A 25138-nucleotide genomic window follows, 5' to 3' on the forward strand; every position below is an offset into this window, starting at 1 on the left:
CGCGGTGCAGCGCATCCGACTGCGCTACACCAAGCGCGGCCGCCTCCGGTTCACCAGCCACCGCGACTTCCAGCGCGCCTTCGAGCGGGCCCTGCGCCGCGCCGACGTCCCCATGGCGTACTCGGCCGGGTTCACCCCGCACCCGAAGGTGTCGTACGCGGGCGCCGCACCCACCGGCGTCGGCAGCGAAGCCGAGTACCTGGAGATCGCCCTCGCCCAGACCCGCGACCCCGAGCAACTGCGGCTGCTCCTCGACGAGTCGCTGCCCGACGGCCTCGACGTCATCGAGGCCGTCGAGGTCAGCACTCCGGGCCTCGCAGAACGCCTGGAGGCGTCGGTCTGGCAGCTGCGACTGGAGGGCGTCGAGCCCGAGGCGGCCGCGAAGGCCGTCGAGGCGTTCCTCGCCGCGGACAGCGTGGAAGTACAGCGCAGCACCAAGAACGGCATCCGCACCTTCGACTGCCGGGCCGCGGTCACGCGACTCGACGTCGTGGACACGGACGCGACCCGCACGGGTGCCGATGGGCCGGACGACCGTGCTTGTGCGATACTGCGGCTGGTTGTGCGGCACCTGACACCTGCCGTACGGCCCGACGACGTACTGTCCGGCCTCCACACGACGGCCGACCTCGCGCCGCCGGTCCCCGCAGCGGTGACCAGGCTGGCGCAGGGGCCGCTCGACGAGGAGTCCGGCACGGTCACCGACCCGCTCGCGCCTGATCGCGACGCCGTGGCGGTACCGGCCGGTTCCGCCTAAGTACGGCGTCACGCGTCGCCGACGCACCAGGGAGCCACCCGGGTCCGGCGCCGCTGACCACATGAGACTTTCGTCGGTACGCCGAACCGGCTGGCCGATGAGCGACACAGCAGCTCCCGTGCGGCGCCCGCGCCCCGGAGGCCGGTCCCGCGACCCAGGCGGCCACCGGCCCCGAACAGGGCGCGGCGCCCGGGAGCACGACGGGAGCACTGCCCGAATGCCCGACCAGACCGACCCGACCACGCCCTCGACCTCCGAGGAACCCACGACGGACGCGGCGCCCAAGCGCCGCCGCCGCGCGGCGTCCCGCCCCGCGGGATCGCCCGCCGCAGGTTCCGACACCACCGCGGCCCCCGCCGGCGACAGCGCCGCGGGCACCGCCGACAGCACCGACACCGAGCCGCCCGCCCGCACCCGCCGCCGCGCCACCCGCAAGACGGCCGCCGCGGAGCCGGAGACGGCCGCCCCCGCCGAGACCGGCGAGACCGCCGAGTCCGAGGCCGCGCCCGCGGCCCCCGCGCGCAAGCGCCGTGCCGCGTCCCGCGCCGCGGGTTCGCCCGCCGCGGCGGAGGCCGCAGAAACCACCGAAGCCGCTGACACCACCGAGGCCGCGCCCGCGGCCCCCGCCCGCAAGCGGCGTGCGGCGTCCCGTGCGGCCGGTTCGCCGACGGCTGCGGAGTCCGCCGAGGCGGCCGCTCCCGCCGCGGAGTCCGCCGAGTCCGCTGAGCCCGAGGCTGCGCCGGCCACGACGCGCCGTCGTCGTGCGGCGTCCCGTCCGGCGGGTGCGCCGGAGGCCGAGACCGCCGAGACCCCCGCCGCCCCGGCGGCTGACACCGAGACCGAGGCCGCGCCCGCGGCCCCCGCCCGCAAGCGTCGTGCGGCCTCCCGTGCGGCCGGTTCGCCGACGGCTGCGGAGTCCGCCGAGGCGGCGGTTCCCGCCGCGGAGTCCGCCGAGTCCGCTGAGCCCGAGGCTGCGCCGGCCACGACGCGCCGTCGTCGTGCGGCGTCCCGTCCGGCGGGTGTGCCGGAGGCCGAGACCGCCGAGACCCCCGCCGGCCCCGCAGCTGAGTCCGAGGCCGCGCCCGCGGCCCCCGCGCGCAGGCGCCGTGCCGCGTCCCGCCCGGCCGGTTCGCCCGCCGCCGCGGAAAGCGTCGCGGCCGCCGAGGACACGTCCGCCGGTGCCGAAGCGGTGGCCGAGGCGGCCGCCGACGGCACCGACACCGAGCCGCCCGCCCGCACCCGCCGCCGCGCCACCCGCAAGGCGGCCGCCGGCGAGTCCGCCCCCGCGGCGAAGACCGCGGCGCCGGCCGCGGCCCCCGCCGCCGAGCCGCAGGAGGAGGGCCGCCGCCGCTCCCGCAACCGCAGGGGCGCCGTCGCGGCGACGTTCTCCGCGGGCGACGGCTCGCGCCGCCTGAAGCCCGGCTCGCTCGCGCCCAGGGCCGAGACCCGGGGCGAGGGCGCGGCCGCCGCGCCCGCGACCGCGTACACCGGCAGGGCCGTGCGCGACGGTGACGGCTGGGCCGTCGAGATCGACGACGCCTACGAGATCCGCGGCTACGGCGACACCCTGGAGGAGGCGGCCGCCGAGGCCACCGCCGCCGTCGCCGAGGCATTCGGGATCGCCGTCGAGAGCGTGACCGTCGACGTGCGCGCCGAGGAGACCGAAGAGACCGGGGAGCCGGAGGAGACCGGGGCGGAGGCCGCGCCGTCGCGTGGCGGCCGCCGCCGCGCCGTGCGCCCCGCCATGGCCGTCTTCCAGCAGCCGGTGTTCCAGGCCCCGCAGGCGGCCGCCGCCGCGCAGCCGGCCGCCGCCGAGACGGAGGCCGAGCCCGAGGCGGAAGCCGAGGACGAGGACGAGCAGGGCGGTCGCACGCCGCGCCGCCGCCGTCGCCGCCGGGGCGGCGCCGCCGAGCCGGTCGCGGTGACCGCGGCCGACGAGCCCGAGGTCGAGTCCGCCGAGGATGCCGAGGCCGAGGGCGAGGACCTCGACGAGACCGGCGCCGAGGGCGAGGAGCGCCCGTCGCGCCGCCGCCGCCGGGGAGGCCGCCGCCGTCGCCGGGGCGAGTCCGCGGACCACGAGGACGGCGGGTCCGACGAGGACGAGGACGGGCACGCCGAGGACGACGAGTCCGAGGGCGAGGACCACGAGGACGAGCACGACGAGGGCGGTGCGGGCTCCAGCGCCAGCAGCCGCCGTCGCCGCCGCCGTCGCCGCCGCGGTTCCGACGGGGGCGGTGACGAGGGGGCGTCCGACGACCCGGAGCGCACCGTCGTCAAGGTGCGCGAGCCGCGTGCCGCGAGGACCGAGGGCGGCACGGGCGCCGACGAGGTGCAGTCCATCAAGGGCTCGACGCGCCTGGAGGCGAAGAAGCAGCGCCGCCGTGAGGGCCGCGAGCAGGGCCGCCGCCGGGTGCCGATCATCACCGAGGCGGAGTTCCTCGCGCGCCGCGAGGCCGTCGAGCGCGTGATGGTCGTCCGGCAGAACGGCGACCGCACCCAGATCGGCGTGCTGGAGGACAACGTCCTCGTCGAGCACTACGTCAACAAGGAGCAGGCCACCAGCTACGTCGGCAACGTCTACCTGGGCAAGGTCCAGAACGTGCTGCCGTCGATGGAGGCCGCGTTCGTCGACATCGGCAAGGGGCGCAACGCCGTCCTGTACGCCGGTGAGGTCAACTTCGAGGCGCTCGGCCTGTCCGGCGGCCCGCGCCGCATCGAGTCGGCGCTGAAGTCCGGCCAGTCCGTGCTGGTGCAGGTCACCAAGGACCCGATCGGCCACAAGGGCGCCCGCCTGACCAGCCAGGTCTCGCTGCCCGGCCGCTACCTGGTGTACGTGCCCGAGGGCTCGATGACCGGCATCAGCCGCAAGCTGCCCGACACCGAGCGGGCCCGGCTGAAGACCATCCTCAAGAAGATCGTCCCCGAGGACGCGGGCGTCATCGTGCGCACCGCCGCCGAGGGCGCGAGCGAGGACGAGCTGCGCCGCGACGTCGACCGGCTGCAGTCGCAGTGGGAGGACATCCAGAAGAAGTCCAAGGGCGGTGCCGGCGGCAACGCGCCGACCCTGCTCTACGGCGAGCCCGACATGACCGTCCGGGTCGTCCGCGACATCTTCAACGAGGACTTCTCCAAGGTCATCGTCAGCGGCGACGAGGCGTGGTCGACGATCCACGAGTACGTCACGAACGTCGCGCCCGACCTGGCCGACCGGCTGTCGCGCTGGACCTCCGACGTGGACGTCTTCGCGACCTACCGGATCGACGAGCAGCTGCTGAAGGCGCTGGACCGCAAAGTGTGGCTGCCGTCCGGCGGTTCGCTGGTGATCGACAAGACCGAGGCCATGGTCGTCATCGACGTCAACACCGGGAAGTTCACCGGGCAGGGCGGCAACCTCGAGGAGACCGTCACCCGCAACAACCTGGAGGCGGCCGAGGAGATCGTCCGGCAGCTGCGGCTGCGGGACCTCGGCGGCATCGTGGTGATCGACTTCATCGACATGGTGCTGGAGTCCAACCGCGACCTGGTCATGCGGCGGCTGCTGGAGTGCCTGGGCCGGGACCGGACCAAGCACCAGGTGGCCGAGGTGACCTCGCTGGGCCTGGTGCAGATGACCCGCAAGCGGGTCGGCCAGGGCCTGCTGGAGTCGTTCTCCGAGACCTGCGTGCACTGCAACGGCCGCGGCGTCATCGTCCACATGGACCAGGCGACGACCACGGGCGGCGGCGGCAAGCGCAAGCGCCGCGGCGGCCGGGGCGGCGCGGGCGAGCAGGACCACGAGCACGTCCACGAGGCGGCCGAGGCCCTGCACGAGACCGAGGCCGAGGCGGAGACCGAGGAGCTGCCCGAGCTGGAGCCGATCGAGGTCGGCGAGTCGGAGCTGGTGCCGTCGGTCGGTGACCCGGGCGAGGAGTGGTTCGGCAGCGCCGCGGAGGCGGAGGCCGCCGCGAACGGCGCCGGGCCGCGTGGCCGCGGCCGCCGGCGGGGCTCCCGCAAGGCCACCGCGCCCGAGGGCGCGCCGGCCGCGGCGAGCGCCGAGCCGGAGCCGGCCGTGGTCGTGGTGCCGGTCAGCGAGCCGGTCATCGAGACCGGCCCGGAGCCGGTGCCGGTGCCCGAGGTCGCCGTGTCCACCGAGCCGCCGGCCCGCACGCGGCGCCGCGCCACCCGCAAGGTGGCCGCGCCCGCCGGTTCGCCGGACGCGACGGCCGCCGCGGAGGAGGCCGCGGTCGTGGTCGTGGCCGCCGAGCAGCCGCACGCGGCCGAGCCGGTGCCGGTGCCCGAGGTGGCCGTGTCCACCGAGCCGCCGGCCCGCACGCGGCGCCGCGTCACCCGCAAGGTGGCCGCGCCCGCCGGTTCGCCGGACGCGACGGCCGCCGCGGAGGAGGCCGCGGTCGTGGTCGTCCCCGCGGAGTCCGAGGCGGCGCCCGCGGGCGAGGAGCCGGCGGTGAAGCGCGCGGCTCGCAAGACCGCGAAGAAGGCCACCGCCAAGAAGACGGCGAAGAAGGCCACGGCCAAGAAGGCCACGACCAAGAAGGCCGCCGCCAAGAAGTCGGCTGCGGCCACGGACTGAGCGCCTTCCAGCGGCGCGGGGTCCTCGGGCGAGTCCTGAGGACCCCGCGCTCCGGGTGGATTTGACCCGGGTGGGGGCACTCCGTAATCTTGACTTTCGGCGTTTCTGCGCCTTCTTCTCCTGAGCACATCCCTCCTGGGGCCCGGTTCCGGACCCGTGGGAGAGGCCCCCCATCGCACCACAGGGACGGCTGGCGTCAGGGGTCCGAATCGAGCGAGAGTGAGTTCCGCGTGTACGCGATCGTGCGTAGCGGTGGCCGCCAGCACAAGGTGGCCGTCGGCGACATCGTCGAGGTTGACAAGATTTCCACTGGCAAGGTGGGCGACGCGGTCGAGCTCTCGACCCTGCTCGTCGTGGACGGCGACGCCGTCACGAGCGACCCGTGGGTGCTGGCCGGTATCAAGGTCGAGGCCGAGATCGTGGACCACCACAAGGGCCAGAAGATCGACATCCTGCGCTACAAGAACAAGACCGGCTACCGCCGGCGCCAGGGCCACCGTCAGCAGTACACGGCCCTGAAGATCACCGGCATCCCCACGGCTGCGAAGTAAGGGACTGAGACATGGCACACAAGAAGGGCGCATCGTCCACCCGGAACGGTCGCGACTCCAACGCTCAGCGGCTCGGCGTGAAGCGCTTCGGCGGTCAGGTCGTCAACGCCGGTGAGATCATCGTCCGCCAGCGCGGTACCCACTTCCACCCGGGCGCCGGCGTCGGCATCGGCAAGGACGACACGCTGTTCGCCCTCGCCGCCGGTGCGGTCGAGTTCGGCACGAAGCGCGGCCGTCGCGTCGTGAACATCGTTCCGGCCGCCTGACCCGCAAGGGTTCCAGCGCAGCCGAAAACCTCGAGGGCGGACTTCGCTCCCGGTAACGGGAAGCGGGGCCGCCCTCGGCGTGTTACACCCGGAGTAAGTTCCGGGGACATCCCGTACGCAATCTGGAGGAAGCATCCATGACCACCTTCGTGGACCGCGTCGAGCTGCACGTCGCCGCGGGTAACGGGGGCCACGGCTGCGCCTCCGTGCACCGGGAGAAGTTCAAGCCGCTGGGCGGCCCGGACGGCGGCAACGGCGGCCGCGGCGGCGACGTGACCCTGGTCGTCGACCAGGACGTCACGACGCTGCTGGAGTACCACCACAGCCCGCACCGCAAGGCCACCAACGGCAAGCCCGGCGAGGGCGGCAACCGCTCCGGCAAGGACGGCACCGACCTGGTGCTGCCGGTGCCGGACGGCACGGTCGTGCTCGACCGCCACGGCAACGTGCTGGCCGACCTGGTCGGCCAGGGCACCACGTTCGTGGCCGGGCAGGGCGGCCGCGGCGGCCTGGGCAACGCCGCGCTGGCGTCGGCCCGCCGCAAGGCACCCGGGTTCGCGCTGCTCGGTGTGCCGGGCCAGGAGCGGGACGTCGTGCTGGAGCTGAAGACCGTCGCGGACGTCGCGCTGGTCGGGTATCCGAGCGCCGGCAAGTCCTCGCTGATCTCGGTGCTCTCGGCCGCGAAGCCGAAGATCGCCGACTACCCGTTCACCACGCTGGTGCCCAACCTCGGTGTGGTGACCGCCGGTTCGACCGTGTACACGATCGCGGACGTGCCCGGGCTGATCCCCGGCGCGAGCGAGGGGCGCGGGCTGGGCCTGGAGTTCCTGCGGCACGTCGAGCGCTGCTCGGTGCTGGTGCACGTGCTGGACACCGCGACGCTGGAGTCGGACCGCGACCCGGTGAGCGACCTCGACGTCATCGAGGCGGAACTGCGCGCGTACGGCGCGGGCCTGGAGAACCGGCCGCGCGTCGTGGCGCTCAACAAGGTCGACGTGCCCGACGGCCGCGATCTGGCGGACATGATCCGCCCGGAGCTGGAGTCCCGCGGCTACCAGGTCTTCGAGGTGTCCGCGGTCTCCCACGCGGGGCTGCGCGAGCTGTCGTTCGCGCTGGCGAAGATCGTCGCGGAGACGCGCGCGGCGCAGCCGGCGCAGGAGTCGACCCGGATCGTGATCCGCCCGCAGGCGGTCGACGACGCGGGCTTCACGGTCGTCCGCGAGGACGAGGGCCTGTTCCGCGTCCGCGGCGAGAAGCCCGAGCGCTGGGTGCGGCAGACCGACTTCACCAACGACGAGGCCGTCGGCTACCTGGCCGACCGGCTGAACCGCCTCGGTGTGGAGGACGCGCTGGTGAAGGCCGGCGCCAGGGCCGGTGACGGCGTGGCGATCGGCTCCGACGACGACGCGGTCGTCTTCGACTGGGAGCCGTCGATGGCGGCGGGCGCCGAGATGCTGGGGCGCCGTGGCGAGGACCACCGGTTCGACGCGCCGCGGCCCGCCGCCTCGCGCCGCCGTGACAAGCAGGCGGAGCGGGACGAGGCCGAGCAGGAGTACCGCGGGTTCGACCCGTTCGAGTGACCGGCGTGCACCGGCCCGCCTGAGCTCCGGGGGAGCGGCGGGCCGGGTGCGTCGCGGGGTGCGGGCGCGGAGCGCGCCGGGGCCGTCAGGGACGGGTGACCGGCGCCAGGTCCTGCGGGTGCTGCTGCGGGGCGGCCGGTCCGGCCGCCGTGCCGTCCGCCGGGCCCGCTTCCGTGTCCTCCGCGACCTGTGCACCCTCCGCGCCCTCTGAGGCGTCCGCATCCTGCCGCGCCCCGCGGGTCAGGATGCGGCGGGAGAGCACGTAGGTGAACGGGATGGCCGCGGCGGCGGCCACCAGCGGGGCGATCTTGTCGTTCATGTGCGCCCACTCGACGAAGACGTAGACGCCGACGCTGGTCACCACGTAGTTCGTGAGGTTGGTCAGCGGGAACAGCAGGAACTTCCGCCAGGTGGGCCGCGTGCGGTACGTGAAGTACGTGTTGAGGAAGAACGAGCCGATCATGCTCAGCACGAACGCGGCCGTGTACGCCAGGAAGTACGGCATCAGCGGGTGCAGCGCCAGGTAGAACCCGTAGAACGTGGCGGTGTTGACCACACCGACCATGGCGAAGCGCGCTATCTGCAGGACCTGGGGCGAGCGGAGCAGGGTCAACGCATCTCCAGCCGGGACGGCACGACGTGCTCGGGCGCGGTGGCCTGCACGCCGACCCCGAAGGAACGCGGGGCGTTGGTCTCCTTGACCAGGAAGTGCGGCCGCCGCTTGGTCTCATAGTAGATGCGGCCGATGTACTCGCCGATCAGCCCCAGCATCAGCATCTGCAGGCCGCCCAGGCCGACGATCGCCACGAGCAGGGTCACGTAACCGGGGGCGTCCGGGCCCTTGATCATCGCCATCACGGTGACCACGACGGCGTAGGCCGCGGCGATCCCGGCCATGGCCATGCCGAGGTAGATCGCCAGGCGCAGCGGGCGGTTGTTGAACGAGATCAGCCCGTCCATGCCGTAGTTGACCAGCGCGCCGAAGCGCCACTTGGTCTCGCCGGCCTCGCGCGCCGCGTTGCGGTAGTCGAAGGTGACGGTGTCGAAGCCGATCCAGGAGAACAGGCCCTTGGAGAAGCGGTTGTACTCCGGCATCGAGAGCAGCGCGTCCACCGCGCGGCGCGACAGCAGGCGGAAGTCGCCGACGCCGTCGGTGAGTTCGACGTCCACCCACTTGTTGATCACGCGGTAGTAGAGCCGGCTGACCGCGGTCCGCATGGGCTTGTCGCCCTCGCGGGTGCGGCGGGCGATGATCTGGTCGTGGCCGTTGCGGTGCAGCTCCAGCATCGTGCTGATGAGCTCCGGCGGGTGCTGCAGGTCCGCGTCCATGATCACCACGGCGTCGCCGGTGGTCTCCCGCAGGCCGGCCAGTATCCCGGCCTCCTTGCCGAAGTTGCGGCTGAACGACACGTAGCGGGTGCTCGCCTCGCGGTTCACCGCCAGGGCGCGGAGCTTGGCCAGGGTGCCGTCCTTGCTGCCGTCGTCGACGTAGCACAGTTCGTAGTCGACACCCAGGTCGTCCAGGGTCTCGCGAATGCGCGCGTCGAAGAGGTCGACGACCGCTTCTTCGTTGTAGCAGGGAACCACGATGGACAGTCGCATGAAGGTCACTTTCCGCGCAGGTGGCCACGATGGCCGAGAGCTCCGGCGGCGAGGCTAGGTGGCGCCGGTGAACGCTCCTGGAACCTCGTTTCGTCTAGGTGGATAACGTTCGATGGCCGCAAGTTGTCCACTGTGACGTACCTCACACCCGCCGATTTCGGGCACGACGGGGGCATCATGCTGTGGAATGTGCTGTTCCGAGGCCATGACCTGCCGGGATGCCATGGCGCGGACGCCGGATATGATCCGAAAGGCGGATTCTGGAGCTTCCCGGGAATGAGGTCCGTATGGCTCGCGTCACCGTCGTGGTGATCGTCTACAACGACGCGGACCGGCTGCCGGTCGCGGTGCGCTCGGTGCTCGGCCAGTCACTGCCGGACGTCGACGTGGTGATCGTGGACGACCACAGCCCGGACCGGAGTCACGAGGTGGCGCAGGAGCTGGCGGCCGCGCACCCGGGCCGGGTCCGCGCGTTCCGGCTCGACGAGAACAGCGGCAGCGGCGGCGAGCCGCGCAACCGCGGGATCGCCGAGGCCACCGGCGAGTTCGTGATGTTCCTCGACAGCGACGACGTGCTGGAGCCGGACGCCGCCGAGCTGTTGCTGGCCGCCGCCCGCCGGCACGACGCGGACGTGGCGACCGGCACCTGCCTGCGGGTGGAGCTGCCCGGGGGCCGCACCAGCGTCTGGGCGCCGCAGTTGTACGACGTCGCGGCCGGCGCGAAACTGCCCGGCACCGTGCTGGACGGCATCGGCGGGCACCCGGAGATGCTCTGGGACACCCTGGTGGTCAACAAGCTGTACCGGCGCGACTTCCTGACCCGCACCGGGCTGCGCTTCCCCAGCGGGCTGCTCTACGAGGACTTCGTGTTCACCGGCCGCCTCTACGCCGCCCGGCCGCGGATGGCGGTGATCGGCGCCCCCGTCTACCGGTGGCACGTGCGCCGGGACGCGGCCAGCCTGTCGGTGTCGCTGCACCGCGCGGTGGTGCAGAACTGGCAGGACCGCGTCACCGCCCACGGCATGGTGGTGGACGACCTGGCCGCCGCCGGACTGGGCCGGCTCGCCGAGGACGCGCAGGCCAAGTTCCTCGACTACGACCTGCCGATGTACCTGCGGGAGCTGCCGCAGCGCAGCGCCTCCTACCGCGCCGCGTGGTGGCGGATCACCCACGAGCACCTGGCGGGCTTCCCCGCGTCCGCCGTGGCGCGCGCCCGTCCCGTCTCGCGCTGGCTGGCCGCCGCGGTGGGGCAGCTGCCCGAGGTGCCCGCCGGAACGGACCTGGTGCGCCTGGTCGAGCTGTCCGTGGTGCCGCCGCGCCTGGTGCCGCCCTACCAGGGCGACGCGCAGGCGCCGGTGTTCGAGGCGGCCGGTGCCTCCGTCCCGCTGGAGGGCCTGCGTGAGCTGCCCGCCGACGGGCTGCCGATCGCCGTCGAGGGGACCGTCACCGTCGGTTCGACCGTGCGGGTCACCCTGCTGGTCCGCGAGCTGTACGGCCTGCTGGAGGCGCTGGGCCCGCGGCGGGTCCGGCTGGAGGTCACCGAGCGGTCCGGCCTGCGTCCGCCGGTGACCGCCGAGGGTGAGCTGCGGCAGGTCGCCGGCGGCTGGGCCGCGCACGTGTCCTTCGCCGCACGCGACCTGTCGGCTGCCGGCCGGCTCACCTCGTGGTCGGTGCGGGCCCGCGTCGAGTACGGCGATGGTCCCGCCACCGAGACCGAGGTACGCGCGGGCGCCGGGCAGCGCACCCGGCGGGACGCCGTGCTGCTGCGGCCGGGCCGGGTGCTGCTGGTCCAGACGCACGTCACACCCCGCCGGGCGCTGCTGTTCCGCGGCGCCAGCGGCATGGACGGGGTGCGGCGGGCGGTGGGCTCGGCGCGGCGCCGGCTGCGCACCCGCTGACCGCGCGGGGCTGGACGGATCCCGCTGTCGAACATGGGTCCGACGGGTTGACAGTGGGCAAACAGATGGCAACAGGCCTCTTGTAGGATGGCGCGCGATGAGCGAGAACACTGAGCCTGTCGTCAGCGTGGTGGTCATCGTCTACAACGATGCCGAGCGCCTTCCGACCGCTGTGCAGTCCGTGCTGGACCAGACCCTGCGCAGCGTCGAAGTGGTGATCGTCGACGACCACAGCCCCGACCGCAGCTTCGAGGTCGCCCAGGAGCTGGCGGCCGCGCACCCCGGGCGGGTGCGCGCCTACCAGCTCCCCGAGAACAGCGGCGCGGGCGGCGAGCCCCGCAACCTGGGCATCACCAAGTGCGCCGGTCAGTACGTGATGTTCCTGGACAGTGACGACGTCCTGGAGCTCAACGCCTGCCGCAACATGCTGGAGGCCGCGCAGCGCACCGGCGCCGACATGGTGTCCGGCCTGTGCGTGCGCACGTTCCTCGACAGCCGCAACGGCAAGATCGACAAGTGGTACGAGTGGCTGTACCGCAGCACCCGCACCCTGGAGTCGGTCCACGAGCTGCCCGACCTGTTCGTGTTCGACACCCTGTCCACGAACAAGTGCTACCGGCTGGACTTCCTGCGCGAGAACGACCTGCGCTTCCCCAAGGGCCTGCTCTACGAGGACCTGCTGTTCGCGGCCCGCGCCTACCTGGCCGCGCGGCGCATCACGCTCATCCCCAACGAGGTCTACTACTGGCACGTCCGGGAGAAGGCCAAGGAGAAGTCGGTCACCAACCGGCGCCACGAGCTCACCAACTTCACCGACCGGATCGAGATCCACCGGCGGATCGACGGGCTGCTGCGCGAGGGCGGCCACGACGAGCTGCGGCTCGCCAAGGACATCAAGTTCCTCAAGCACGACCTGGTGCTGCACCTGCGCGACCTGCCGTTCCGCGACCAGGAGTTCCGGCACAACTTCGCCGAGCTCGCCCGCGGCTACATGTCCGGCATGGACGACGCCGCCTACGACGCGCTACTGCCGATCCACCGCATCTGCGCCTACCTGCTGATGCAGGAGGACTGGCCGAACCTGATCACCGCGGTCGACACGCTCATCAACCGCAGCAAGGTCTCGTCCACCCTCACCGAGCGCGACGGCCGCGTGTACTGGTGCGCCGAGCACCTGGACGACCCCCGGGCCCGCGAGATCCTGGACGTCACCGAGCTCGGCTACCACACGCACACCGTCGACGCGATGCTGCTGCGCAACGCGCTCACGTCGTACGGCCAGGACGCCAAGGGCGTCCGGCTGTCCGGGCGGATCACCAACCCGCTGGGCGTCATCCCGCCCGGCGCGAAGCTCTCCGCGGAACTGCGGTTCAAGGCCCGCCGCAAGTCGCTGCAGGAGTTCGCCTTCCCGGTGCGCGAGGTCGAGCACCACGGCGACTTCGTCGACTGGTCCGCGGACGCCGAACTGGCCAGCAGGCTGCGGCCGCTGGGCTTCATCGACGCCGTCTGGGACGTCCGCCTGGTGCTCACGGTGGACGGCAAGAAGACCACCACCCGCCTCACCGTCGGCGACACCCCGCTGGAGGGGCACGAGCGGCTGCGGTCGCGTCCGCGGCTCACCCGGCTGATCTCCGACACCCTGGTGCCCGAGATCAGCGCCAAGGGCCACCTGGCGTTCCAGCTGGTCGCGGCCGGCGCGGTCAGCCGGCGCAGCCGCAAGGCCATCGACCAGGCGCTGCAGGGCCCGCCCGGCGCGGTCGCCCGGGCGGGTGTGCGCAAGGCCAAGCAGGTCCGCAAGGACCTCAAGTCCGGCGTGACCAAGATCCGCGCCTACCACGAGGTGCTGCTCAAGCTGCCGGTCCGCAAGGGCACCGTGGTCTTCGAGAGCCACCTCGGCAAGCAGTACAGCGACAGCCCGCGCGCGATCTACGAGGAGATGCGCCGCCAGGGACTGAACTTCACCCCGATCTGGTCCTACGCCGGCAACCCCGAGGGCTTCCCGAAGGACGCCGAGCTGGTCAAGCGCTGGTCCTGGCCGTACCTGCGGGCGCTGGCGCAGGCCGAGTTCTGGGTGGACAACCAGAGCTACCCGATCAAGCTCGCCAAGCGCCCCGAGACCACCTACATCCAGACCTGGCACGGCTCGGCCCTGAAGAAGATGGGCTTCGACAGCCCGGAGTTCAGGACCAAGACCAAGGACCAGCAGGCCGCGCAGCAGCAGATCCTCGACCGCTTCGACCACTTCCTGGTCCGCACCGAGCACGACGTGCGGACCCTGGTCCCGGCGTTCCGGCTGCCCGAGTCCAAGGTCGTGCGCAGCGGTTACCCGCGCAACGACTCGCTGGTCGCGGCGTGGAAGAAGGAGACCGAGGGCGCCGTCCGCGACCGCGGGCCGCTCGCCGAGGAGCTCGGCATCCCCGCGGACCGCAGGGTGCTGCTCTACGCGCCGACCTTCCGCAGCACCGCCGACGGCAAGGTGCAGAAGTTCGAACCGCCCTTCGACGTCGAGGAGTTCGCCGACCGGTTCGGCGACCGCTACGTACTGCTGATGCGCTCGCACTACCTCAACAGCGTGGTGCTGCCGCCGTCCGTGCGCGGCCGGGTCATCGACGTCAGCGGCATGCACGACGTGACGCCGCTGTACCTGATGGCCGACGCGCTGATCACCGACTACTCGTCGGTGATGTTCGACTACGCGCTGCTCGACCGCCCGATACTGTTCTTCGCCTACGACCTGGACGAGTACGTCAACAGCCTTCGCGGCACGTACTTCGACCTGACCAAGCACGCGCCGGGCCCGGTGCTGCAGGAGAAGGACGAGCTGTACGCCGCGCTCGACGACCTCGCCGGCACCGACATCGCCTGGGCCGACGCCCGCAAGCGGTTCGTGGCCGAGTACGGGGAGTACGACCGCGGCGACGCCGCCGCCCAGATCGTCGACACGTTCTTCCGCCGCGGGAGCAAGAAGTGAACCGGGACATCTTCATCGTCGGCAACAGCGTGGACGAACTCGGCGGCATCACCACCTGGTCGCACCAGATGGCCAGGCTGTTCGCCGCCCGCGGCCACCGCGTGCACCTCGTCGGGATCACCCCGTCCACGGTCCGGCACGACATGGCCGACGACCTGCCGTACACCACCACCACGCTGTACGACGTGCACCCGCCGCAGGCGTGGAAGCCGCAGACCGTCAAGGACCGGGCCAACCTCAAGGCCCGCCGGGAGCAGCAGCGCCGCCGGCAGGGCATGCAGGAGCAGGCCGACAAGCTCTCGGCGATGTTCCGTGCCGCGCAGCCCGGCGGCATCGTCATCGTCACCCAGGTCTGGGCGATGGAGTGGGTCAACCTCTCCGACACCGCCGGCCTGAAGGTGATCGGCATGAGCCACGAGTCCTTCGAGGCGTGCCGCCAGTCCTCCCGCTTCGCGCGCGTCCAGCGGCACTACAAGGACGTCGACCGGCTGCTGCCGCTGACGGCCGAGGACGCGGACCTGTGGATCCGGCAGGGCATGAACAACGTCGACTTCATGCCCAACCCGCTGCCGTGGGTGCCCGAGCGCACCTCGCCGCGCAGCGAGAAGGTCGTCACCACCGTCGCCCGGCTCTCCCAGGAGAAGGGCATCGACATGCTGCTCGACGCCTGGGCCATGGTCGCGCCCCACCACCCGGGCTGGACGCTGCGGGTCTACGGCGCCGGCGAGGACGAGCAGCTGCTCAAGCAGCAGGCGCACCGGCTCGACATCGACGACACGGTCGAGTGGATGGGCCGCACCAGCGACGTGCCCGGCGCGCTGTACGGCGCTTCGGTGTTCGCCCAGCCGTCACGCGCCGAGGGCTTCCCGCTGACGCTCCTGGAGGCGATGGTCACCGGGCTGCCGTGCGTGGCCTTCGACGTCGCCCCCGGCGTCCGGGAGATCATCCAGGACGGGGAGGACGGGCTGCTCGCCCAGCCGGGCAACATCCAGGCGTTCGCGCGCCAGCTGGGCGTCCTGATGGGCGACCAGCAGCTGCGCGACACGATGGGCGAGCGTGCCGTCGTCAACATTCAGCGGTTCTCCGCGGACGCCGTCGTCAAGCGCTGGGAAGACCTCTTCACCTTCCTGGAGCTCTGAGCCCGCGCCCACACCGGGCGGGCGGCGGCTCCCAGCAGCACCAGCAGGCCCACCCCGCTGAGCGCCAGGCCCTTGGCCAGGCCCGGCGGGGTGAAGCCGCAGGAGATCCGCGAGGCGCCGGCGCCCAGGGGCACGCCCATCAGGCCGTCGTAGGACGCCGGCGGGTGCGCGGGCCCGCCGTCCGCCGAGCAGCTCCAGCCGTCCACCGCCGGCGTGGTGATCACCGCGAACCCGCGGCTGCCGGCCGGCAGGCGAGCGCTCACCTGGTGGCCCCCGACCTGGACCGAGGTGGCCGCGGCGGCCTTCAGCCGGTCGACCGCGGCGGCCAGCCGCGTGGTGCTCAGGCAGCCCACCGCCTGCCGCGGGATCTCCTGCGGGCCGTGCCGGCCCGCCACCGCGATGTCGAGCCGCCCGCCGGCCGGAGCGGTGCCCAGCAGCATCAGCGGGCTGCTGGTCATCGGCCGGATGGCGTGCGAGGTCAGCTGCTGTCCCAGGCCCAGCACCCAGCCGCGCAGCCACGGCGTGTACACGTACACCTGGCTGCCGGGAGTGCACGTGGCCGTGAAGTGCGTCCACGCCTCGCCCGCGCGGGCCTGCGGCACCAGCCACTGCGCCCCGTCCGCGACCGGCGCCGCACCGGGCCCGGGCCGCAGCTCCGGGACCTGGTAGACCCGGGCGCCCAGCAGCCGCTCCTGGCGGGCGAAGACCGAGTCGCCGCCGGCGGCGGCCGGCAGCGCCGGGCGGACCGTCACCAGCGGAGCGCCGCCCCCGGTGAGCCGCAGCGCGTCCGTGCGGTCCGGCACGTAGGCGGCGACGCTCATGATCGCCCGGCCCACCGGGTCGGCCGGGCTCAGCAGGTGGCGGCCCTGGATGTACCAGCCCATGCCCAGCGACTGCAGCAGCCGGGCGGTGCCGGCCGGCACGTAACTGCTGTAGTAGGCGCCGCCCTCCGCGTCGACGAGCAGCGGGTCGTTGTTGGCGAACCGCTGCCCGCCGGGGTCGATGCGCGCCGCCGGCCAGGCCGACGCGTCCTGGATCCGCCGGTACTCCGTCCGCGCCTGCGCGTTCATGGTGGCCTTCGGCGTGAACCAGGGGCTCTTGTCACGGATCACCGTGGACGACCACACCGCCTGCGCCGAACCGAGCAGCACCCCTGCGGCCAGCGCCGCCCCCAGCGCCCGGCGCACCCACGGCGCGTGCCGGCGGCCCCGGACCCGGGTGAGCAGCAGCAGGCAGGCGAGGAAGAACGAGCCGCCGACGAGGGTCGCGGGCCACGTCTGGCCCTGCACCGCGGCCCGCCCGTGGACCAGCAGCACCAGCACCGCCAGCAGCCCGGCGCCGGACAGCAGCGCCTGCGGCCCCGGCCGGGCCGCCAGACACACCCAGGCGGCCATCACCAGCACCCCGCTGAGCACGTACGCGGCCCGGTACGGGCTGCCGTTGGGGATCGCCAGGCCGTGCCACAGCAGCACGGTCGGCTGCCACACGAACGACAGGGCCACCAGCACCGCCAGCAGGTACCAGCCGGCGCGTTCCCGCCGCGCCACGGCACGCTGGAACGGCAGCGTGGCGACCAGCAGCAGCACCAGCATGCCCGCGGCGATGTTCGGCGCGCTGAACGGCGCCCGTCCGGCGGGCAGCAGCTGGGCCAGGTAGTCCAGCGGGCCGAACGCCCGGTGGTAGGGCTGGGCCGGCGCGGGCTGCGCCGCCCGGCTGGCGGCCAGGCTCACCGTCAGCACGGGCGCGGCCAGCAGGACACCGGTGGCCGTCATCGCGGCCGCCCGCAGCAGCACCCGGGCCGCGGCGCGCGGCGGGGCCGCCGCGACCGCCAGCCGCAGCAGCAGGACCAGGGCGGCCGCGAGGGTGGCCATCGCGCCGGTGTAGAAGTTGCCCGCCCACACCACGGCCACCAGCAGCGTGCCGAGCACGAAGTGCCGCCCGCGCAGGCACCAGTCCGCGGCGATCACCAGCAGCGGCAGCCCGGCCAGGCCCCACATCCACATCGGGTCGGGCGACGCGTCGTTGACCACCCAGGCGCACAGCGCGTACCCGACCGACAGCAGCGCCCGCAGCCACGGCGAGCCCGGGCGCAGGCAGCGCAGTGCCGCGGTCATGGCGGCGGCGGCCAGCCCCGCGCTCAGCAGCGTCACCAGGAACACCGGGAAGTCCACCATGGACCGCGGGAACAGGCCGGTCAGCCAGGAGAACGGGTTGCACAGGTAGGCGAAGAAGTCCGGCAGGAAGGGCGTGCCGAACCCGCTGTTCCAGTTGAAGAACAGGTCGCCGGAACCGGTGCCGTGCTGCAGGTCCCACAGGTGCGCGTGGAACGGCACGAACTGGTTGCCCAGGTCGTTGACCGCCCGCGACCGCGGCCCGAACGGGTACATCCCGTGCAGCGCCATGGCCAGGCAGTACGCCGCCATCGTGAGGACGGCCGAGCCGAGCGCCGCCGAGGACTCCGAGGTGCGCACCGGCCGCAGCCTTATCCCCGGCGTCCGCAGTGCCGGAGCCGGGACGAGGCGGGTGAGAGGTGCGGCGGTCATGCTAGGCGGTCCTTCCGGTGGTGGTCGGGCGAGGGGTGACGGCGGCCCCGGCGATCGCGGTGGCGGCACGGGCGGTGGGCACGGCCTGCGTCCAGCGGACCTCGGCCGCGTCCACCGTGCCGTCGTAGCGGGTCGACCACAGCGCGCCGTCCGCGCCGACGGCCAGCGCCACCAGCCGGCCCTGGGCGTCCTGGACGAGCGCGGGGGAGTGCACGTGCAGTGCTGAGCCGCGCGACCACTGCTCGGGCGCGGGGTGGGAGGCGGCGACCGAGACGCACCCGGCGGCGTTGCGGACCGCCACGGCCACGTCGGGCAACGCCGCCTGGACCGGGCCGGAGTGGGCCATCGCCACCCGCCCGAAGCCGCCGCCCGGCTCGCCGCGGCCCAGTGGCACCACGGTCCTGCCGGACGCGGTCAGCTCGGCGAGCACGACCTGTGCCGTGCGCGGCTCCCGGTAGGCCAGCCGCACCGACCCGTCGGGCATCGCCAGCGCGCTGACCGGGCCCGAGGAGCCGGGCAGGCCCGTCGGCCGGGCCAGGGCGAACGGGCGCCCGCGCCCGGGCGACGTCCAGTGCAGGACCGCGCGCTGCGCGGGGGCGAACACGTGCACCCGGCCGGCCCGGTCCACCGCGACGCCCAGCCCGTCGAGCACCCGCACGCCGGACTCGGCGGCGTTCGGCAGCCGCGTCCAGGGCGACCACGCGCCGCGGGCCGACTGCACGCGCACGCTGACGCCGCCGCCCTGGTTGCGCACCGCCAGGTAGACCGTGCCGTCGGGGCCGGCGGCCGCCTCGGGGAAGCCCATCTCCATGGACGCCACCGGGTTCGCCTCGCTGGTCCCCAGGCTGCTCCAGGGCGAGAACAGCGGCCTGCCGTCCGCGGCGGTGCCGCGCTGCACGGCGGTCACCACCTCGCGGCGGTGCACGCCGGTGCCGCGGGTGTCGGGCAGCCGGGTCCTGACCGAGAACAGCTGCAGCGCGCCGTCCCTGCGGGAGAGCACCGAGACCTGGCCCTCCAGGCCGCCGCCGGGCAGCGCCACCGGCCCGGCCCACTGCCCGGTGCCGCCCTTCGTCTCGTACCAGACCACCGCGCGGCCGCTGAGCAGCGCGAACCCGGCGAGCCTGCCGTCGGCGGCGCGGGCCGCCCAGGACGCGGCGCCCGGAGCGCGGTAGCGGGTGCTCTGCACCCAGCCGCCGTGCAACGCCCCGCCGCCCACCTTCAGGTCCCCGCAGCCGGACGGGTCGCCGCAGGAGAGGTGATCGCTCCAGCCGTAGACGTCCAGCAGGCGCGCCTTGTGCCGGATGGCGGGGGTGTCGAGGTTCCACGGCAGGCGCGCGTTGACGTACCCCAGGTAGTGCTCGACCGAGGTGCCCGGCACCGGCTGCGTCGCCCAGTGGGCGGCCAGCGCCTGCTGGACGAAGTACGTGGCGTGCGTGTGGTCCTGGTGGTCGTAGTAGGCGAGGCCGTGGCCGGGCGCGTAGCCCCGGCGGCCGGTGTGCACCGGGTCGTGCTCGGGGTTGGGGTCCAGGGTGCGGACCACGTCGGGACGGTACTGGTGCAGTATCGCCTGCAGGCACGCCACCAGCCGGCCGCGTGTGACGTTCGTCGGGTTGCGTATCGGCGAGTGCGCGGGCGGCAGTTGGGGCAGCGACAGGACCGCGTTCTGCCACAGGCCCTTGAGGCTCTGCGCCCGCCACGCGGCCACCCCGCGCGCCTCCACCAGTGCCAGGAACAGCAGTTGGACCCGCGGCACCGCGCGCAGCGTGTGCAGCTCGGCCTCCCAGCCGCCGACCGGGGTGACGAGGGTCACGTCCCACGGGCTCGACTCCTCGCCGGTGGCCATGACCGCGTGCGCCCGCCGCAGCCCGTTCATCCGGGCGCGGGCGAAGCCGGGGCGGTCGGGCCGCACCAGCCGGCCCCGCGGATCGTGCGGGGGGACGTTGCGCCCGTCCGCCTCGCCGCCGGTCAGACACACCGTCAGCACCGCGTGCCCGGCGGCGATCTCCTGCTCCGCGTCCGGGTTCATGAAGTACAGGCCGTCGTCCGGGTGGGCGACGAACTGCACCACGGTGAGCGCGCGGTGGGCGGTGCCCACCGGCAACTGGATGCCCTGGCCGGGCGCCGTCGCCGTCGGCCCGTCCGCGTCCCGCGGTCCCCCGCCCCCGCTCCACCGGTAGAGGGCCGCCATGGCGGCCCCCGATATCCCGGCGGCTCCTGCGGCGAGAACCCCCCGCCTGGCGATCCTTGCGGACCGCCTCCCGTGCCGCGACGCCATGCTGCCGACCTCCGGTAAGGCACATCCATCCCCTTCACGACATGTGCCGCCATCGGCGCCCGCTGATCGACTTAGGGGATGTCTCCCGTTCACTGACGACTTCCGACCTGTTTGACGGACATTCACTCGGACGCGTTGTCCGCCGCAGGGTCATGGTTCGGTAACGACCGTCGACGGGGTCACGGCATCACCGGGAGGGGGCCTCCCGGGCGGCGGATAGACTGACCGAATGACCTGGATGATCACCGGCGGTGCCGGCTACATCGGCTCCCACGTCGTGAAGGCCCTCGTCGAGGGCGGACACCGGGTCGTCGTGTTCGACGACCTGAGCACCGGCGACCCCGGGCGGCTGCCCGACGGGGTGCCGCTGGAGCGGGGCACCGTGCTCGACCGCGACGCCCTGGACCGGGTGCTGCGCGAGTACGCCGTCGAGGGCGTCGTGCACATCGCGGCGAAGAAGCAGGTCGGCGAGTCCGTCGAACGTCCCCTCTGGTACTACCGCGAGAACGTCGAGGGCCTGCGCACGGTCCTGGAGGCCGCCGCGGACGCCGGGGTGCGCCGCTTCCTGTTCTCGTCCTCGGCCGCCGTGTACGGCATGCCGGACGTGGACCTGGTCACCGAGCAGACTCCGTGCGAGCCGATGAGCCCGTACGGCGAGACCAAGCTCGCCGGCGAGTGGCTGGTCGGCGCCACCGGCCGGGCCCACGGCATGGCCACCGCGTGCCTGCGCTACTTCAACGTGGCGGGCGCGGCGAGCCCGGAACTGGGCGACCCGGGTGTGTTCAACCTCATCCCGATGGTCTTCGACCGCATCACCCAGGGGAAGGCGCCGCTCGTCTTCGGCACCGACTACGCCACGCCCGACGGCACCTGCATCCGCGACTACATCCACGTCGAGGACGTCGCCGCCGCCCACGTCGCGGCCGCGCGCCGCCTCACCGACGACCCGGCGGCCGGTCTGGTGCTCAACATCGGCAGCGGCGAGGGCGTCTCGGTGGCCGAGATGGTGGCGCTGATCGCCGAGGTTTCCGGCCACACTGATCTCGAACCCGAGGTGGCGCCGCGCCGCCCCGGCGACCCGGCCCGGGTCGTCGCCTCGGCCGAGGCGATCACCAAGGAACTGGACTGGACCGCGCAGCACGACGTGCGGTCCATGGTGACCTCGGCCTGGGCAGGCTGGCAGCTGCGGCACCCGGAGTAGCGGGCCGGCCCCGGCGTCCGCCGGGGCGGTGGACGGCGACACGAGGACGGCGCAGGTGACACGGGCGGCACGGCAGGACGTGGCGGAGGCCCGCAGGATCGTGGTGAAGGTCGGCTCGTCGTCGCTGACGACGGCGGCCGGCGGGCTCGACGCGGACCGGGTGGACGCCCTGGTCGACGTGCTGGCCAAGGCGCGCGAGGGCCGCGAGATCGTGCTGGTGTCCTCCGGCGCGATCGCGGCCGGCCTCGCACCGCTGGGCCTGGAGCGCAGACCGCGCGACCTGGCCCGGCAGCAGGCCGCCGCAAGCGTCGGCCAGGGCCTGCTGGTCGCGCGCTACACCGCCTCCTTCGCCCGCTACGGCCTGCGCGTCGGGCAGGTGCTGCTCACCTCCGACGACGTCAGCCGCCGCACCCACTACCGCAACGCGTTCCGCACCCTGGAGCAGTTGCTGACCATGGGCGCCGTGCCCGTGGTCAACGAGAACGACACGGTCGCCACCGACGAGATCCGCTTCGGCGACAACGACCGGCTCGCCGCGCTCGTCGCCCACCTGGTGCGCGCCGACCTGCTGGTGCTCCTCTCCGACGTCGACGGCCTCTACGACGGCGACCCCCGCACCCCGGGCACGAGCCGGATCGAAGAGGTCACCGGGCCCAAGGACCTGGAGGGCGTCTCGATCGGCAGCGCCGGGCGGGCCGGCGTCGGCACCGGCGGCATGGTCACCAAGGTCGACGCCGCCGGCATCGCCACCGGCGCCGGGGTGCCCGTCGTCCTCACCTCCACGGTGCACGCCGCCGACGCCCTGGCCGGCCGGCCCACCGGAACGTACTTCCACCGCACCGGCAAGCGGTCCGCGGGACGCCTGCTGTGGCTCGCGCACGCGTCCGCGCCGCGGGGCGCCCTGCGGCTGGACGAGGGCGCGGTCCGCGCGGTCACCGAGCGCGGCAGCTCGCTGCTGCCGGCCGGACTGACCGCCGTGGAGGGCGAGTTCACCGCCGGCGACCCCGTTGACCTGCTCGACGAGGCCGGTCGTGCCGTCGCCCGCGGCCTGGTCAACTTCGATGCGCGGGAACTGCCGCGGCTGCTCGGGCGCTCCACCCGGGACCTGGCCAGGGACCTCGGTCCCGCCTACGAGCGGGAGGTCGTCCACCGCGACGACCTGGTGCTGCTGCGACCAGCGGGGCGCTGACCCGGGCGGCCGGCTCCCCGGCGGGGGCTTCTTGGAGAAAACCGCCCCGCCGCGCGCGTGAGCCTGGTCAACTTGAGGGTGGATTCGATGCGCAAGGGGCCGCCCGCACCGCCAGGCGGACGGACCCGGAAACGTCACCCGCAAGGAGGCCGCCGGTGAAACGAGGGCGTCCAGGGCCGATCTCCAGGGGGGTCGCGGAGCGCGCGCTGGTCAGCGTCGACAGTGGCGACAGCGGCGCACGGACGGCAGGGGAGCAGGGAGCCGCGCAGCGGGACGAGCCGCCGGCCACCCGGTTGTGGCATGTCACCCTCAGCGTCTCCGGACCGCACACCCCGCTGCCGGAGCTCCGGCGCGGCCTCGAACAGCTCGCCCACGACCACCCGTTCCTGCTCACCAGCCGCTACGCCGGCGACCACGCCGAGATCCGCTACTGGGAAGAGGCCCGTGACCTGCACGACGCCGCCGCCATAGCCCTGCGGCTGTGGGGCGAGCACCGCGCGACGGCGGGCCTGCCGCCGTGGGAGACGGTGGGCCTGGAGGTCATCGACCGCGAGACCTACCACCAGCGGCTGGCCGAGGGGTACGGTCCGGCGCCCGCCGTCCCGGTCGGCGTCCACCCGTTCTGACCCCGGACCGGGGTCGGTGCCGGGGGCCCGGGCAGGGCTCCCGCCGGGACCGTTCGGCGCCCGCCCCGGGCCCGCGGCGAGCACGCCGGGACGCGGCGCGCCCGCCGCGGCCCGGGGTGTCCGCTGCCCGGTCACCGGCCGCACGGCGACCCGGCCACGCACTACCCTGCAGGCATGGACCTGCCCTCGCCGCTGCCGAAGTCGCCCGTGATGCTCGCCGCCTACCGGGCCCGCGCCGCCGCGGCCGAGCTCGCGCCGCTGCCGCGGTCGGCCAAGGACGACGCGCTCCAGGCCATCGCGGACGCGCTGATCGTCCGCACCCAGGAGATCGTCGCGGCCAACGCCGAGGACGTCGCCCGCGCCGAGGAGGCCGGCACCAGCCCGGCGATCGTCGACCGGCTGACCCTGACCCGCGAGCGGATCGCCGCCATCGCCGCCGACGTGCGGCACGTGGCCGGCCTGCCCGACCCGGTCGGCGAGGTGCTGCGCGGCTCGACCCTGCCCAACGGCCTGGACCTGCGGCAGGTACGGGTCCCGCTCGGCGTCGTCGGCATCATCTACGAGGCGCGGCCCAACGTGACCGTGGACGCCGCCGCGTTGTGCCTGAAGTCGGGCAACGCGGTGCTGCTGCGCGGCTCGTCCTCCGCGTACGCCTCCAACACCGCGCTGGTGGGGGTGCTGCGCGACGCCGTCGGCGGCGCGGGCCTGCCGGGCGACTCCGTGCAGCTGGTCCCGGGCGAGGGCCGCGAGTCGGTCACCGAGCTGATGCGGGCCCGCGGCATGGTCGACGTGCTGATCCCGCGCGGCGGCGCCTCCCTGATCCGCACGGTCGTCGAGGGCTCCACCGTGCCGGTCATCGAGACGGGCACCGGCAACTGCCACGTGTACGTGGACGCCGCGGCCGACATCGACATGGCCGTGGAGGTCCTGGTCAACTCCAAGGCGCAGCGGCCCAGCGTGTGCAACGCGGCCGAGACGGTGCTGGTGCACCGGGACATCGCCGAGCGCTTCCTGCCGCGGGCCCTGGACGCGCTGGCCGAGGCCGGGGTGACCGTGCACGGCGACGCCCGGGTCGGGGCGATCGCCGAGGCCTGCGGCACCAAGGCCACCGTCGTGCCGGTGACCGCCGAGGACTGGGAGACCGAGTACCTGTCGTACGACATCGCGGCCGGCGTGGTCGACTCCCTGGACGCGGCGGTGGCCCACATCCGGCTGTGGTCCTCCGGCCACACCGAGGCCATCGTCACCGGCTCGCAGCCCGCGGCCCGCCGCTTCACCCAGCTCGTCGACGCGGCCGCGGTGATGGTCAACGCCTCCACCCGGTTCACCGACGGCGGCCAGTTCGGCTTCGGGGCCGAGATCGGGATCTCCACCCAGAAGCTGCACGCGCGCGGCCCGATGGGCCTGCCGGAGCTGACCTCGACCAAGTACGTGGTCACGGGCGACGGCCACACCCGCTGACCGGGTTCCGCCACCCTCCGACTAACCCTGCCCAAAAGGCCAACTTCCGCATTACTCTGGACAGATGCCGGACGATGACGAGTTCGCCTCCCTAGTCCTCGACGAAGAATTCGTACGGTCTGCCCTGTTCCACGAGCCCACGGCCGGGGAACGGATGCTCGCCGTCGCCGAAGGTCCCGCGCTGCCGCCCGCACGCACCGGTCGGAGCAGAAGCGAGTCCCGCGTCGTCCCCGAACCGGACGGCGACCCCCTGTCGGAGTCCGACGAGCTGTACGCCGCCGGCCATCCCTACCGCGCCGGATCCACCCGCTGGCACCGGCCGGTCGCGTGGGCCATGGCCGTCGTGATGGGCATCGGCGTGGTCGCGCTGACCTTCGCCGCGGTCTACCGCGGCGCGGGCGGCGGGCGCCAGCCCGCCGGGCCCGTCGCACCTGCCACCACCAACCCGGTCGGCACCCAGCGCATGGAGCCGGTCGCGACCAGCCCTCTGCCCTGATCTGGCGTCAAGTTGA

Annotated in this window: 16 protein-coding genes and 1 pseudogene; 13 read left to right on the top strand and 4 right to left on the bottom strand. The window is 73.7% G+C overall.

Features of this window, described 5'->3' with window-relative positions; all coding sequences use genetic code 11:
• The first annotated feature begins 4 nt into the window (after positions 1–4).
• The 5 genes from BMW99_RS03540 to obgE all read left to right on the top strand — a co-directional run bounded on the left by BMW99_RS03540 (position 5) and on the right by obgE (position 7721).
• Positions 5–757 (top strand): TIGR03936 family radical SAM-associated protein, encoded by a 753-nt coding sequence (locus tag BMW99_RS03540; RefSeq protein ID WP_069466997.1) that lies wholly within the window; start codon positions 5–7, stop codon positions 755–757.
• 217 nt (positions 758–974) lie between these two features.
• Positions 975–5324: an Rne/Rng family ribonuclease gene (locus BMW99_RS03545; RefSeq protein WP_107485326.1), complete on the top strand. Its 4350-nt coding sequence runs from the start codon at positions 975–977 to the stop codon at positions 5322–5324.
• A gap of 230 nt (positions 5325–5554) precedes the next feature.
• Positions 5555–5875: a 50S ribosomal protein L21 gene (gene rplU / locus BMW99_RS03550; RefSeq protein WP_069463337.1), complete on the top strand. Its 321-nt coding sequence runs from the start codon at positions 5555–5557 to the stop codon at positions 5873–5875.
• Positions 5876–5886: 11 nt separating this feature from the next.
• A complete protein-coding gene (rpmA, locus tag BMW99_RS03555; RefSeq protein ID WP_069463338.1) occupies positions 5887–6141 on the top strand; it encodes a 50S ribosomal protein L27 in 255 nt (84 codons plus the stop codon).
• A 137-nt stretch (positions 6142–6278) separates the two neighbouring features.
• Positions 6279–7721 carry a GTPase ObgE gene (gene obgE, locus BMW99_RS03560; protein ID WP_069463339.1) on the top strand — a complete coding sequence of 481 codons (1443 nt, stop codon included), beginning with the start codon at positions 6279–6281 and terminating at the stop codon, positions 7719–7721.
• A gap of 85 nt (positions 7722–7806) precedes the next feature.
• Here the strand turns inward: obgE and BMW99_RS03565 are convergent, their stop codons facing one another.
• Together BMW99_RS03565 and BMW99_RS03570 are read right to left on the bottom strand one after the other, a co-directional pair.
• On the bottom strand, positions 7807–8286 hold the full coding sequence (locus BMW99_RS03565) for a GtrA family protein (RefSeq protein ID WP_079138376.1): 480 nt from the start codon (positions 8284–8286) through the stop codon (positions 7807–7809).
• A gap of 44 nt (positions 8287–8330) precedes the next feature.
• On the bottom strand, positions 8331–9323 hold the full coding sequence (locus tag BMW99_RS03570; RefSeq protein ID WP_069463340.1) for a glycosyltransferase family 2 protein: 993 nt from the start codon (positions 9321–9323) through the stop codon (positions 8331–8333).
• A gap of 287 nt (positions 9324–9610) precedes the next feature.
• On the opposite strand from BMW99_RS03570, the gene BMW99_RS03575 reads away from it, so the two are divergent.
• The 3 genes from BMW99_RS03575 (at position 9611) to BMW99_RS03585 (ending at position 15331) form a co-directional block, all read left to right on the top strand.
• Complete coding sequence (locus BMW99_RS03575) at positions 9611–11221, top strand: glycosyltransferase family 2 protein (RefSeq protein ID WP_075016205.1); 1611 nt, start codon at positions 9611–9613, stop codon at positions 11219–11221.
• A gap of 97 nt (positions 11222–11318) precedes the next feature.
• Entirely contained in the window at positions 11319–14192 is a 2874-nt protein-coding gene (locus tag BMW99_RS03580) for a bifunctional glycosyltransferase/CDP-glycerol:glycerophosphate glycerophosphotransferase (protein ID WP_069464613.1), read from the top strand.
• Complete coding sequence (locus BMW99_RS03585) at positions 14189–15331, top strand: glycosyltransferase (RefSeq protein ID WP_069464614.1); 1143 nt, start codon at positions 14189–14191, stop codon at positions 15329–15331. The genes BMW99_RS03580 and BMW99_RS03585 overlap by 4 nt, the downstream gene beginning before the upstream one ends.
• Here BMW99_RS03585 and BMW99_RS03590 read toward each other — a convergent pair.
• Both BMW99_RS03590 and BMW99_RS03595 read right to left on the bottom strand, forming a co-directional pair.
• Positions 15265–17874: a YfhO family protein gene (locus BMW99_RS03590; protein WP_079175909.1), complete on the bottom strand. Its 2610-nt coding sequence runs from the start codon at positions 17872–17874 to the stop codon at positions 15265–15267. The two genes, BMW99_RS03585 and BMW99_RS03590, sit on opposite strands and share 67 nt — an antisense overlap.
• A gap of 1 nt (position 17875) precedes the next feature.
• Positions 17876–20062 (bottom strand): PIG-L family deacetylase, encoded by a 2187-nt coding sequence (locus BMW99_RS03595; protein WP_075016206.1) that lies wholly within the window; start codon positions 20060–20062, stop codon positions 17876–17878.
• A gap of 316 nt (positions 20063–20378) precedes the next feature.
• Here BMW99_RS03595 and galE point away from each other — a divergent pair, with 316 nt between their 5' ends.
• From galE to BMW99_RS03620, 5 genes and pseudogenes are all read left to right on the top strand, one after another.
• Entirely contained in the window at positions 20379–21350 is a 972-nt protein-coding gene (gene galE, locus BMW99_RS03600; RefSeq protein WP_069462633.1) for a UDP-glucose 4-epimerase GalE, read from the top strand.
• 79 nt (positions 21351–21429) lie between these two features.
• Positions 21430–22539, top strand: coding sequence for a glutamate 5-kinase (proB, locus tag BMW99_RS03605; RefSeq protein ID WP_069462635.1), 1110 nt, complete (start codon positions 21430–21432; stop codon positions 22537–22539).
• Between the two features lie 155 nt (positions 22540–22694).
• A complete protein-coding gene (locus tag BMW99_RS03610; RefSeq protein WP_069462632.1) occupies positions 22695–23165 on the top strand; it encodes a hypothetical protein in 471 nt (156 codons plus the stop codon).
• 174 nt (positions 23166–23339) lie between these two features.
• Positions 23340–24626 (top strand): glutamate-5-semialdehyde dehydrogenase, encoded by a 1287-nt coding sequence (locus BMW99_RS03615; RefSeq protein ID WP_075016207.1) that lies wholly within the window; start codon positions 23340–23342, stop codon positions 24624–24626.
• A gap of 43 nt (positions 24627–24669) precedes the next feature.
• A pseudogene (locus tag BMW99_RS03620) lies at positions 24670–25122 on the top strand (SCO2583/SCO2584 N-terminal domain-containing protein); the annotation flags it as partial.
• Positions 25123–25138: the final 16 nt, after the last annotated feature.

This window comes from Actinacidiphila rubida, from assembly GCF_900110255.1.
GTDB lineage: Bacteria > Actinomycetota > Actinomycetes > Streptomycetales > Streptomycetaceae > Actinacidiphila > Actinacidiphila rubida.